Below are 12,815 nucleotides of genomic sequence, written 5' to 3' on the forward strand. Positions count from 1 at the left end.
AGAGATGGCGACGAGAACCAGCACCACGACACCGCAGACGACGGCCAGAAACACTGCGCTGCCGCCGCTGCCTCGGCATCGGCGGCGGGGAATGGTGGCGATATCGATCGCCCTGATCGCGGTAGGGGCGCTCGGCGCGGCGTACCTGGTGACCGGTCTCGACAAGCGGTCGCCGGTGATCGTCGCCGCCCGGGACATTCCCGTGGGGCAGCAAATCGCCGCTCAGGATCTAGCGGAGACGCGAGTGGCGGCCGAGCCGGGCGTGGCCATGATCCCAGCCCGCCAACTGCCCGAGGTGGTCGGCCAGGTGGCGGCGATGGATCTGCCGCAGGGCACCCTCCTGGGGCCGGCCTCGGTCACCGGTCAGCACTCCCCGCGCGAAGGCGAGCAGGTCGTACCGGTGGCGCTCAAGCCCAGTCAGCTGCCCGCGCGCGGACTCAACCCCGGAGATCACGTCCTGGTGGTCATCACTCCCGGCGAGCAGACCGTCCCAGGCCAGCAGCAGGAGCCGCCCGCCGGCGATGTGGCCGCGGTGGTGGATCGGATGGCCGGTCCCGGCACGGAAGGGCTGGCGGTGGTCGACCTGCTGGTGGACGCCGACGCCGGAGTCCAGGTCGCCCGCTACGCCGCGACCGGCCGGATCGCCTTGCTGCTCACCTCCCGGGAGTCGTGATGGCGCTGTATGCGGTGATCTCCCCGGGTGGCAGCCCGGGCGCCACGACCACGGCGCTGGCGGCGGCGTTGAGCTGGCCGGACCCGGTGCTGGTGGCCGAGTGCGATCCCTCCGGCGGCTCCGCCCTGGCCGGATACTTCGCCGGGCGGGTGAGCGCGACCGGCGGGCTCCTCCAAGCGGCCCTGGAAGCGACCCGGGACGGTGACAGCGAGGCAGTGTGGCAGCACACCGTGGCGCTGGATGCCAGCGAACGACGGCTGCTGCTGCCCGGACTGGCCGATCCCGGCCACGCCATCCAGCTGGACGGCGCGTGGGGGACGCTGGCCTCGACGCTGGCCGCGGCCCCGTTCGACGTCATCGCCGACATCGGCCGGATCGGCGGCCGCGATGCCCCCTACCCGCTGGTAAGCGGCGCCGATCTGGTGGTCATGGTGCTGGCTCCGACGCTGCGTCACATCGCGGCGGCCCGCCCCCGCCTGGAGGCCCTGCGCCGCGCCTCCACCGGGGGCATCCCGCTCGGGCTGTGCCTGGTGGGCGCGGGCCCCTACGACCGCCGCGCCGTCGGCAGGGCCCTGTCGGTTCCCGTCCTGGCCGAACTCGCCGACGACCCCCGCGCCGCCAATGTCTTGTCCGACGGAGCCGCGTCCTGGTCCGGATTCCCCCGATCGGCGCTCATGCGTAGCGCCTCCCGGCTGGTGGCGTCGATGCGGCGCCACCTCGACGGAGGCGGCCACCAAGACCAGGAAGACCACCAAGACCTTGACGACCTTAGGGACCCGCGAGGCCGTACCGGCCGTCCCGCGTTGACGCGGGGTGAGCGATGAGCATCGGGGACTACCTGCGGCCAGCGCCTCCGCACGCGGCAGCAGAAGCCTGGCGGGATCGCGACCATCGCCCGCAGCGGGGCATCGAGCCGGGCGGGGAGGCATTCCGGGCGGCCGTTGCCGAGATCAGGGCTCAGGTGGCCGAGCAGGTGGATGAGGCCGCTGATCGGGAGGAGGCGATGCGGCTGATCCGCGCCGGCGTCGTGCGCTGGGCCCAGGACCGGCTGCTGCTCGGCTCGGAGGTCCCGCCGGAGGCGGTGCAACGGCAGCTGGCCCAGGCCGTCTTCGACGAACGGTTCGCGATGGGCGCGCTGAGCGCGTTCCTGGAGGACCCGGATGTGGAGAACATCGACGTCAACGGCTGCGACCAGGTGTGGATCACCTATGCCGACGGGGTCAAGGTCCGCGGCCCGGCGGTCGCCGCCTCCGATGCGGAGCTGATCGAGAAGGTGCGGCTGTGGGGCGTCCACGGCGGCATGACCGCCCGCGAGTTCTCCGCGGCCAACCCGCTGCTCAACACCGCCCTGGAGCAGGGCACCCGCCTGTCGGCGGTGATGGCGGTCACCCCCCGCCCCCACGTCTCCATCCGCAGGCACCGGCTGGCCGAGGTCACCCTGGCGATGCTGCACAAGCTCGGCACCATCGACGAGGGACTGCGCTCCCTGCTCAGGGCCGCCGTGCGGGCACGCAAGAACATCGTGGTCACCGGCGGCGTCAACGCGGGCAAGACCACCCTGCTGCGCGCATTAGCGGCCGAGATCAACCCCGACGAGCGGATCGCCACCCTGGAAAGCGAACACGAGCTGTACCTGCACCGGCTGGAGCGGCACCGCGACGTGGTGGCGCTGGAGGCGCGGCTGGCCAACAGCGAAGGCGCCGGGGCCATCACCCTGCACGAGCTGATCCCGCAAGCCCTACGCCTCAACCCCACGCGGATCATCGTCGGGGAAGTCCGCTCCACCGAGGTGATCCCCATGCTGGAGGCGATGAACTCCGGCCAGGAAGGCTCCCTGACCACCATCCACGCCAACCGGGCCGAGGAGATCTTCAACAGGATCCTCATCCTGGCCCTGCGCGGCGGCCTGCACCTGGCCCCCGAGGCGATCCACCTGCTCACCGGCATGGCCCTGGATCTGGTGGTCCACATCCGGCACGATGCCCGCGGCAACGCCCGGTATGTGGCCGAGGTGATGGAAGTCCTCCCCCCGGCCGATGCCGCCCTGCCGGCCCGCAACCTCATCTACCGGCCCGGCCCGTCCGGGCGGGCGGTCCCCGCCGCCACCCCGCACTGCCTGCCCGACCTGGTCGCCGCCGGGTTCCAGGCCGACCTGCTGGACCACCGCAGCGGGCTGTGGGCACCGATCTACCAGCGCGCGGGCGGGAGCATCCGATGACCCTGCTGCTCGCCGCCCTGACCGGGGCAGTCGTGTGCGGGGGCCTGCTGCTCCTGATCGCCGGCCTGGCCGGGCATGCGCCGCTCGACCGGCCGCCAGGTCGGCCGCCGTCCCGCCTGGCCACGGCCGTACGCCGCCTGGCCGCACCCGCCCACCGCCGGCGGCTGGGAATCGCGGCGGGGGCGGCGGTCGGGGTGCTGGCCCTGACCGGGTGGCCGGTCGCCGCGCTCGGCGCCGCCCTGGCCGGCTTCGGGCTCCCGCTGTTGCTGTCGCGGCGCGCGCCGCAACAGGTGATCGCCCGGCTGGAAGCCCTGGAGCAGTGGAGCCGCCGACTGGCCGATGTGCTGGCCTCCGGCCGCGGCCTGGAGGAGGCGCTGATGAGCAGCGTGCGCACCGCCCCCGCCCCGATCGCCGCCCCGGTGAGGGCGTTGGGACGGCGGCTGCAGATGCGCGCCGGCACCGAGGAGGCCCTGCGCCAGTTCGCCGACGACCTCGATGATCCGATCGGCGACCGCATCGCCGCGGCGTTGATCCTGGCGGCGCGGCGGCGCGGGCAAGGCGTGCGGACGGTGCTGACCGGCCTGGCCCGCATGGTGGCCGCCGACGTGGCCGCCCGCCGGCAGATCGAAGCCGAACGCGCCCACTACCGCACCACGTTGCGCTGGATCGCCATCTTCCTGGCCGGATTCACCCTGTTCGCCGCGCTGACCCGCAGCTATGTCGCCCCGTACGGCACCGTGCTCGGCCAGCTCGTGCTCGCCCTCGTGCTGACCCTCTACGGGCTCGGGCTGTGGTGGATCCACCGCCTCGGCACCGCCCCCTCACCGGGGCGTTTCCTGCCCGCCGACCCTGATCGGGAAAGCGGCGAAAGGGCGGCGTCGTGAACACGGCAATCCTCCTCGCGGGCGGGGCGTGCGGACTGGGGGTCGCCCTGCTGGTGCGGGAACTCCTGCCCGCACCGCCGGATCTGCAGGCCGCCTTGGACCGGATCGACGGGCGCCGTCTGGATGGCGGCGGCGATGCTGCCGCTTCCGGCATCGCCGGAAACCTTGGCGCGGGAGGCTGGGCCGCCCGGCTGGCGGCCGGCCTGGCCGGTCGGCTGCCGGTGCCCCGCCGGGATCTGGACCTGCTCGCGCGCAGCGTCGACCGGTTCATGCTCGACAAACTCCTGTGCCTCCTGCTCGGGCTGACCTTTCCGGCCATCGCCGGATTCCTCGGCCTGCTCCTGTTCCCGGGCTCCCCGGCGGGGTGGGCGCTGCCCGCGGCGGCAGGGCTGGGGTTCGCCATCGTGTTGTTCTTCGTGCCCGACTACGCCGTACACGCCGACGCGACACGGCGGCGCGTTCAGTTCCGCCACGCCATCAGCTCCTACCTCGACCTGGTCGCGCTCGAGCGCGGCGCCGGAGCCGCGCCCAACCAGGCCCTGGAAAACGCCGCCCAGCTCTCCCACGGGTGGGCGTTCTCTCGCATCGCCGCGGTGCTGGAACAGGCCCGCCGCACCCAGGTCCCGCCCTGGGAGGGGCTGGCCCGCCTGTCCGGCGAGACCGACGTCGGCGAACTGGCCGATCTGGCCGACATCGCCGAGCTCGCCGGCAACGAAGGCGCCCGCATCCTGGACACCCTCATCGCCAAAGCCGAATCCATGCGCGCCGCCGCCATGGCCGAATCCATCGCCCAGGCCAACTCCCGCACCACCACCATGGTCATCCCCATCGCCCTGCTCGGCATGGCGTTCCTGCTGCTGCTCACCTATCCCGTCCTGTACCGGCTGCTCACCACCTGAAGGGAAGAACTCATGCCCATGTCACCATCACCGCGATCACCGTCACGATCACGGTCACGGTCGCCGCTGTCTCGCCGCTGGGGCGCGGTGGCCTCGACGGCCAGGACCTGGATCGCGCGCGTCCACGCGGCCCCGGACCGGGGCAGTTCCACGCTGGAGACCATCGTGATCGCCGCCTTGATCTTCGCCGCCGCCCTGGGCGCGGTCGGCGCGATCATCGCCGCGATCACCAGATTTCAAGGCAATCTCGGGTAAAGTCCGATGCCTCGCCAGCGTCCACCCCAACGTTCACCCCGGCATCCGTCCTCCCATCCGCGCCGTCGGCCGCCTCACGGCCCGCGCCGGCCGATACTCGGCGATGCGGCCCAGCGGGAGCGGGGGCAGGTCACCCTCCAGCATGTGATCATGTTTCCGGCCCTGCTGCTGCTCCTGTCCCTGGCCACCCAAACCTGCCTGTGGTACCTGGCCCGCACCACCGCCCTGTCCGCGGCCCAGGAAGGGGTCCGCGCCGCCCGCGCCGACGGCGCCCCGTCTTCGGCCGGGCAGCAGGCCGCCCTGGAGTTCGCCCGCCGGGCCGGCAGCGGATTCCTCGACCAGCCGGCCGCCCAGGTCACCGGCGACGCCGCCAGCCTGCAGGTTCGGGTGACCGGCACGGTGCCGTCCTTCGTTCCCGGCCTCACCTTGCGCATCTCGCAGGTGGCACGCGGAGCCCGCGAGCGTTTCACAACCCCGGACGAGCCATGAACCCACGCAGCGGTGAGGCGGGCAGCGCGACGCTGGAAGCCCTCGTCTTGGCCCCCGCCCTGATCGCCGTCCTCGCGCTGGCCATCGCCGCCGGCCGGGTCGGCTTGGCCCGCGCCGCGGTGGAGGCCGCCGCCCGCGACGCCGCCCGCCAAGCCTCCATCGCCCGTACCCCGGCTCAAGCCAACACCGCGGCCCTGTCCAGCGCCACCAGTTCCCTGCACGAACAAGGACTGGGCTGCACGCCGCAGGTGAGAGTGGAGGTGGCCGGCCTGACCCGCCCGGTCGGCACGGCCGCCACCACCAGCGCCGAGGTCAGCTGCCAGCTTGCTCTCAGCGACCTCGGCCTGCCGCTGCCGGCCGCCATCACCCTGCGCGCTCGTGCGCTGTCCCCTGTCGACCCCTTGCGAGGTGACCCATGAGGACACCCCTGAAGGCACCCCCCGCCCAGCCGAATCACCGCCACTGCCGCCCCCGACGCCGTCACCCCCGACCTCACCCGGGGAGGCAGGGATGGCACCACGAGCGTGGTTCGGTGACCCTGTACGGGCTCGTCCTGGCCATAGGCATGATCGCCCTGATCGCGCTGGTCGTCGACGGCGGCGCCAAGCTCGCCGCCGCACGCCAGGCCACTGCGATCGCCGAGGAGGCCGCCCGTGCCGCGGCCGGGCAGGCCGACCTCCCCACCGCTTACACCAGCGGCATCTACCGCATCGACCGCCAAGCCGCACTCAACGCCGCCCAAACCTATCTGGCCGCGACCGGCCATCGCGGTTCGGTGCGCGTCACCGGGCCGACCACCATCGAGGTCACCGTGCGAATCCAGCAGCCCACCCTGATGCTGTCCGCGATAGGGATCAGCGAGATCAGCGTGCAGTCCACGGCCCAGGCGCACCTGGTGACCGGCGTCACAGGCCCAAGCCGATGACGACCCGCCGCACCGGGGAAGTCCTGCGCGGGCTGACCGCACTCCTCGTCCTGATCGTGCTGATCGCCGGACTGCCGCTTCTGCTGCAGGCGCTGGCGGGGCCGCCCTGGCCCGGCCACCTGCCCAGCTGGGAGGAGCTCACCGGCCGGCTGCTGCGCCGCGACAACGGCACCCTGCTGATCGCCGCCCTCCGCCTGATCGGCTGGGCGACCTGGGCCGCCTTCACCCTCTCCACCCTCCTCGAAGCCCTCGCCCGGCGGCGCGGCAACCGTGCCGCCGCCCTGCCTGGCCTGGGCACCCTGCAACGGATGACCGCCCAGCTGATCGCCTCCGTGACGCTCATCACCCACTCCTCCCTCACCCCCATGGCTGCCGCGGCCCCACCAGCCGTGATCCTCGCCGCCATCTCCACCAGCAACCAATCCTCCCTCGACCGGCCCTCGGCGGAACCACGCCCAGACACGCACACACCACCCGAAACGCATACGGCAGCCGACATAACGATGCCTATCGCCTTCGGCACCGGCCTCTTGGCCGGCGGCATCTTGACCACGCTGGCGCGGCTACGCCACCACCAGCGCCAGCAGCGCGCCCCCGGCCGCCGCATCCACCTGCCTGAAAGCCCCCACATCCAACGGGTAGAGCAAGACCTACACCGCCATGACCGATTCGCCACCCAAACCGACCGCCAGCTCGCCACCACGTTGACCGTGCTCAGCGACCTCCTCCACCGCCAGGACCCTCCAATCCAGGGCGTCGCCGGAATCCACCTGGCCGGCGACCGCGTCGAGGTCATCCTCACCGCCCCCGCACCCCAGCCGCCCCCGCCGTTCACCGTAATGACCGGCAGCCAGGACATGCGCTGGCGCCTGAACCCCGCCCAGGATCCCGCGGACTCGCCGATCCGCCCCGGCCCGCTGTCCCATCCGGTGCCCGGCGTGGTCACCGCCGGGTTCACCCAGGACGGAGGACGTCTCCTGCTGGATCTTCAGCGCTTGGGCGTCACCCTTTGCCGTGGTGCCACCGCGCTCATCGACGCCTACCTGCGGATGATCGCTGTCGAGGCCGCCACCAGCCCATGGGCACCCTGGCGACAGATCATCCTGATCGGCTTTCCGGAGATGTCCGTGCTCGGCCACCGAGCCGTCAACTACGCCGCGCTCGGTCCTGCTCTGGACATGCTGCATGACCGCGCTGGCCGTACACGACCGCAGCATCACACCGACGCCGGCAGAGGCAGCATGCTCGCCAAGAGCCCGGATCTCCCGAGCGACGAGCCCGGCCTCCGGGCAGATCACGATGAGAGCAACGCCCTCATCCTGCTCATCAGCGTGACTCCGCCCGCAGCACAAGACCTGGACCGGCTCCGCACACTCGTCCAGAACAGCACCGGCATCGCCGCGATCCTGCCCGACAACCTGGTCCGCGGCGCCGACGACCGTCCCGGGGGCCGCTTCGAGCTGGCCAACACCCAGCACGGCCCCATCCTGCACGCCAGTCCCATGGGGCTGACCGTCCGGCCGCCTGCCCTGCCCGCACCTGCCTACCGCGATCTGGCGCTGCTGTTCGGCGCCACCCAACCCGCCGACCTCGACCGCCACACCCCGCCCTACCCCACCCCCGGCCCGCCCACCGCGGCCGCCGCAGAAAGCGACCACGGCCTGCAGATCCGCATCCTCGGCCCGCTGGAAATCCTCGGAGCGCACCTGGAACTCCTGCCCAAACAGGCCGAACTCGTCCTCCTCCTGGCCCTGCACGAACCCTACGGGCTGCGCAACAGCCAACTCGCCACCTACCTCGGCCCCGACGAAGACACCCCCAAACCTCCCGACTCCCTCCGCCAGCACCTCTCCCGCACCCGCCAGCGCCTCGGCACCGCACCAGACGGCCAGCAACGCATCCGCCACATCGGCAACGGCCTCTACCGCCTGCACGACGCCACCCTGGACTGGGCCCGCTTCCAGCACCTGGCCACCCTCGGCCGCACCCACCCCACCGACGGCATCCCCCACCTGCGCGACGCGCTGACCCTGATCCGCGGCCAAGCCTTCACCGGCTGCTACCACTGGTGGCTGCAGCCCTCGCTCCTGGAAACCATCCGGGCCGAAATCGTCGACACCGCAGCCGTCCTCGCGGACCTTGAGCTATGTACGGGTAATCCCGCCGCCGCCGCACGAGCCGCCCGCTGCGGGCTGACCGCCGATCCCTCCGCCGAACAGCTCTGGCGTGCCCTCATGCGTGCCGAACACGCCGCGGGAAACCTCGCCACCCTCCACCAAACCTGGAAGCAATGCCTACGCCAGATCAGCGACATCAGCCTTGATGGCAGACCCCACCCTGACACCATCCACCTGTTCCACCAGCTCACCACCGGGCCACGAGCGGGAGCGATGTCTCCATAGCCAGAGCCGCTTCGATCACGACGGGAGGGGATGTCGTCGGCATACTCCGGCTGTGACGAAACTTGGGCCTCACCCACAATGCGGCAGCGGGCGGGGTAGACGGGCATGCGGAAGCGGAGGCGCGGACATAGCAGGTGTGACTGGCTGGCCGCTGACCTGCGGATGTGTCAGATCGGCGGCTCCTGCGAGAGATCGGGATCGGGACTTTCCGTCATTGCAGGATCCGGCGGGATCAAAGTGACCTGATAGCCGAGCCTCTCCAGAGTCTTCTGGCAGTGGGCGGCCAGATAGAGGGCCTGCCGGGCCTCGCGCCGGTCGTAGAAGTCCCGCCGTCCTCGCGGGTAATCGGTGCTGGTGGTGGCTCGACCATCGCGGCCTTGAGGTGCTTCTTGCCTTTACGGGTGGCGTCGCGCTTGCGCTTGCCCGCCGATTCCCGGCTGCCCAGGGCCAGGCCGGCCCAGGCCACCAGCTGCCCGGGAGTGGGAAAGCGGGACGTGTCAAGCGGCCAGGTTCGTCCATTGATGGCGAGGTGCCGGGTTACCCAGGTCGATGTCGTCGAGTTCGACCCGGTGAGCCAGCATTAAGTTCGAGCTGCATGAGACGGGACACTGTCATCGACACTGCTGTGGCGGCGGCACACCTAGGGCTTGCGCGAGGACGGCCCCGGCTGCCTCGACCGATGCCGCGAGGTCGGCGAGCAGCAACTGCGGGATTGTTCCTTGCCCGAGTCCGGCCCGCTCGACCAGCGCTATGAGGTCCCGGCGCTGTCCCGACGTCATGCGAGTCCGGCACGCCGGGTGTCCCAGCACCTCTCGGGCGACGTATGCATCGCCAGATTGTTCAGCTTCTTCGATCATCTCAGCACACAGGGGATCCGCCTGTACCTGGTATGGTCCGGCGGCGAGATCGACGGCGGTGAGGCCGAGCCGGATGCGAAACAACGTGGTCTTCCGGTCAGGCTGCTGACGGGCGAGTCGGACTGCGGCCAACGTCCTGGTGAGGTCTTCGGGAGCCGGGCCGGCGGCTTTCAGGCGGGCGAAAGTGCGCAGGCAGCCCGCTACGGCCTGTTCCCATGGTTGTGTTGTCACGGTGTCGTCGATGAGGGCGAGCGCGGAGTGGATGCGGCCGTCGAGCACGCGCGTGATGATGTCGGCTTGGCGGCTTTCGCGCAGCTGCTCCGCGGCGTGGTCGTAGCGTGCGGCGTGCGTCGCGGCCTTCGCCCATTGTCCGGCGGCGACCAGGGCGCGCGTGCCGTCCTGGAGCAGGAGGTCCCATAGCCATGGGCTCACCTTGGCTCTGTCGGCGTTGCCGGCGGTGAACCCGTCGAAGGAGATCGACATGCCGTGGATGTCGGCGCTGCCGCCGTGGTGGACCGCGTGGTAGATCTGGTCGAGTGCCCGGTAGGCACCCTCGGGGGCACCGGCCCGGATATCGAGCCGGGCGAGGTTGACCAGCGGCTGGAGCGAGGCGATGGCGGTGCGCCCCGACACCGGCCAGGCGGCTTGGAAGAGCCGAAACTGCCGTTCGCACAGCTCGACGGCGAGCGCGGGCATGGCGCAGTCAGCGGCGATCAGCGCCGCCAGATTCCAGGCGGTGCAGGCCCGGTCGATCCGGTCTTCGGGTTCGGCCGGCTGATGGCACGACGTCGCGTAGTCGTGCACATCGCGTACGCGGGTCGCCAGGTCCGGGCAGCCCAGCCGGGTTTGGCGCACCAGCGGAAACCTCGCCACCGCCCTGCTGAGGTCAGGCGAGGTCTCGGTGGCCGGCGGTGCCGACGGGATTGCGGCCGGTCGGCCGGTCGGCCGGTCGTCGGCTGGTGGGTTGTGGAGGCCCAGGATGGCGGCACGTGCCGACCAAGCAAGGATGCTCTGGGTCCGGGAGGGCAGTCCGAGGCGGTTCCAGTGGAAGATGATGTGATAGCTCAAGATCTCGCGCAGGCCCCGCTGAAGTGTTCCAGCGCGAGCCTGTGTCCCGAGGTCTCGGCCAGCTCGGCGGAAGGCGTCGGCCCATCCGGCCGCGGAGGCCACGGGGCCGTCGGCGCCCAGCAGCGCTCCGTCCGGCGTCGTGTCGGCGAACATCAATGTGGTGAGACTGTCGGCCATTTCCGTGAGTCGCCGAGGAGGCACGTCCGTCGGCAGCGGCCGTTCCAGGGCGACTCGGTGCCAGACGTCGCCTTCCTCATATCGCTCCAGCCCGGCGGCGCGCATCAGAATGCCGCACAGCAGCAGGGACAGCTCGCGGCGGCCGAGCCCCTTCTCAATGCCGCGGAGCAAAGCCATGACGGCGTGGCTGTCGGCGTCGAATAGCTTGTGGGCGGCGGTGACGCCCGCGTCGCCGCCGAACGCCGCGCTCTCGGCCTCGTAGATACCGGGCCACCAGCGGTGGATCTGGCCGGTGGCGGCGAGTTCGTTCAGTGCCGTGCCGAGGCTCGCCTTCATGGTGTGGCCAGCGGGTCCTGGCCGCACCCGCAGTCTCCAGCAGGGGTGCTTGCGCATGAACCACCACGCGACGATCAGGCCGTCTATTTCAGCGCGGTGCAGGAGCGGCGCGAGGTAGTCAGCGGCGACCTGCTCGCAGGCGTCCCAATCGGTGAACTGAACGTAGAGCTGCCACCATCCTCCGGTGGCATGATCGGCGAGGGCTTGTCGTCCGGCCTGCTGGTAGATCTCGACGGCGCTGGCCAGCTCCGCTGGTTCGACGCCGTCGGCGGCTTCTTCTACCGGGGTTCCGGTCAAGACTTTCAGGATCGCGCGTTCGGTGGCCTCTGCGGCGGCGGCGCCGTGGTGAATCAGGGTGCTGTTTCCCGCTTCCCCGGCGTCGGTCAGTTGATCAGCAGGCATGCGTCCCATCCCGAGGTCGGCGCGGTGTCGTGCGCGGCGGTGTGCAGGGCGAGGGCTGTCCCAGCGTCGCCTTCCAACAACCCCGGGCCGCTGGCGGTGTCGGTGTCGGGCTGGGAACGGCGGGCGAGGTTGTCGGCCAGGTGGGGCAGGCGTTCGGCGAGTGCCGGGGTGGTGGCGTCGCGGGCTGCTCGCCACGCGGTCTGGTACAGGCCGGCTGCGCCGTGGCACAGACCGGCGTCGGTGATCCGAGCTTGTTGTGCCGGGTCGCGCAGGCATCGGGCGAAGGCGTCTTCGTACATCTGCTGGCGGTGGTGGTCGCCGGTGGCGATGGCGGCCAGCTGTCCGGCGCGGACGATCCCCGGGGTGCCGTAGCACCAGCTGGGGCGGCCCGGCCTGGACTGGCTGGGGCGGCCTTCACGCAGGTCGGCCCTGGTGATCCATTGCGGCCACCACGGTCCGACCGCGGAGTCCTGACGCCAGGCGTCGAGCCAGGAACAGATGGTGTTGATCGCCTCACGCTGTCCTTGGACGGTGATGCCGCGCCGCATCGCCTGGCTCAGGAGTGCGAGCGGTCCGCCGGTGATGCCGTGGGCGGCGCCGAAGTTGCCGTGGCCGCCAGGGTAATCGGCGGAGAACTGACGGTGCGGGTCGTGGACGACCCACCAGCCGGGCAGTTCCTGGCCGTCTACGACAAGCGGGTGGGTCAGCGCCACCAGGTAGTCAAGGACGCGCTCCAGCGCGCTGCCGCCGGGATCGCGGCGCAGCAGCAGCGCCCCGATCCCGCTCAGGCCGAAGAAGACGTCGTACTCGCGGAACTGGGGGAGCTCGCCCCGCCGGATGCGGGCCATGGCCGCCTCGACGCGGTGGTGGGCGAGCTTCGCGATGTGCCCATCGAGGTCGGTGAGGCCGTGGCGGTATCGGCCGGTGGTCGCGGCGGCGGCGTCCAGGATGAACGCGATGGCGGGCGCGCCGAGATACAGGCCGGTGTTGTCGTCGGCGCTGATCTCGCCGGCCGCCGCGTGCGTGATCCAGTTGTGGGCCTGCTGCCACGTGCCGCGACCGGTGTGGGCCCGCTCGATGTGCAGCAACGCGATCCCAGCGGTGCCCTCGGTGAGGGACTGCGAAATCCAGGGCCGGTCGCCGGGCGGCGGCTCGGGCGACGTCAAGCGCGCGGCGTAGCGCTCAGCCGCCACCGCGAGGGCGGCATCGGGGACCGTCGGCGCGGCCACC

General features: G+C 71.5%; 12 protein-coding genes. 10 read left to right on the forward strand and 2 right to left on the reverse strand.

Going from position 1 to position 12,815, the window contains the following annotated elements:
* Positions 1-4: 4 nt before the first annotated feature.
* The 10 genes from ABGB08_RS41265 to ABGB08_RS41310 all read left to right on the forward strand — a co-directional run bounded on the left by ABGB08_RS41265 (position 5) and on the right by ABGB08_RS41310 (position 8,745).
* Positions 5-673, forward strand: coding sequence for an SAF domain-containing protein (locus ABGB08_RS41265; RefSeq protein WP_347602063.1), 669 nt, complete (start codon positions 5-7; stop codon positions 671-673).
* A complete protein-coding gene (locus tag ABGB08_RS41270) occupies positions 673-1,497 on the forward strand; it encodes a hypothetical protein (protein WP_347602065.1) in 825 nt (274 codons plus the stop codon). Before ABGB08_RS41265 ends, ABGB08_RS41270 begins: the two co-directional genes overlap by 1 nt.
* Entirely contained in the window at positions 1,494-2,891 is a 1,398-nt protein-coding gene (locus ABGB08_RS41275) for an ATPase, T2SS/T4P/T4SS family (protein ID WP_347602067.1), read from the forward strand. Before ABGB08_RS41270 ends, ABGB08_RS41275 begins: the two co-directional genes overlap by 4 nt.
* Positions 2,888-3,775 (forward strand): type II secretion system F family protein, encoded by an 888-nt coding sequence (locus tag ABGB08_RS41280; protein WP_347602069.1) that lies wholly within the window; start codon positions 2,888-2,890, stop codon positions 3,773-3,775. Before ABGB08_RS41275 ends, ABGB08_RS41280 begins: the two co-directional genes overlap by 4 nt.
* The gene (locus ABGB08_RS41285) at positions 3,772-4,674 is read left to right on the forward strand and encodes a type II secretion system F family protein (RefSeq protein ID WP_347602071.1); all 903 of its coding nucleotides are present in this window, start codon (positions 3,772-3,774) and stop codon (positions 4,672-4,674) included. Before ABGB08_RS41280 ends, ABGB08_RS41285 begins: the two co-directional genes overlap by 4 nt.
* Positions 4,675-4,761: 87 nt before the next feature.
* Entirely contained in the window at positions 4,762-4,929 is a 168-nt protein-coding gene (locus ABGB08_RS41290) for a hypothetical protein (RefSeq protein WP_347602073.1), read from the forward strand.
* Positions 4,930-4,935: 6 nt separating this feature from the next.
* A complete protein-coding gene (locus tag ABGB08_RS41295; protein ID WP_347602075.1) occupies positions 4,936-5,418 on the forward strand; it encodes a TadE/TadG family type IV pilus assembly protein in 483 nt (160 codons plus the stop codon).
* Positions 5,415-5,837, forward strand: coding sequence for a TadE/TadG family type IV pilus assembly protein (locus tag ABGB08_RS41300; RefSeq protein ID WP_347602077.1), 423 nt, complete (start codon positions 5,415-5,417; stop codon positions 5,835-5,837). Before ABGB08_RS41295 ends, ABGB08_RS41300 begins: the two co-directional genes overlap by 4 nt.
* A gap of 113 nt (positions 5,838-5,950) precedes the next feature.
* Complete coding sequence (locus ABGB08_RS41305) at positions 5,951-6,343, forward strand: hypothetical protein (protein ID WP_347602079.1); 393 nt, start codon at positions 5,951-5,953, stop codon at positions 6,341-6,343.
* Complete coding sequence (locus ABGB08_RS41310) at positions 6,340-8,745, forward strand: bacterial transcriptional activator domain-containing protein (protein ID WP_347602081.1); 2,406 nt, start codon at positions 6,340-6,342, stop codon at positions 8,743-8,745. The genes ABGB08_RS41305 and ABGB08_RS41310 overlap by 4 nt, the downstream gene beginning before the upstream one ends.
* Positions 8,746-9,356: 611 nt before the next feature.
* Here ABGB08_RS41310 and ABGB08_RS41315 read toward each other — a convergent pair.
* Positions 9,357-11,585, reverse strand: a complete 2,229-nt coding sequence (locus ABGB08_RS41315; RefSeq protein WP_347602083.1) for a thiopeptide-type bacteriocin biosynthesis protein — start codon at positions 11,583-11,585, stop codon at positions 9,357-9,359.
* Positions 11,567-12,814 (reverse strand): lanthionine synthetase C family protein, encoded by a 1,248-nt coding sequence (locus ABGB08_RS41320; protein ID WP_347602085.1) that lies wholly within the window; start codon positions 12,812-12,814, stop codon positions 11,567-11,569. The genes ABGB08_RS41315 and ABGB08_RS41320 overlap by 19 nt, the downstream gene beginning before the upstream one ends.
* Between the last annotated feature and the right edge of the window lies 1 nt (position 12,815).

The sequence above is a fragment of the Acrocarpospora sp. B8E8 genome (assembly GCF_039871605.1).
GTDB classification, from domain to species: domain Bacteria; phylum Actinomycetota; class Actinomycetes; order Streptosporangiales; family Streptosporangiaceae; genus Acrocarpospora; species Acrocarpospora macrocephala.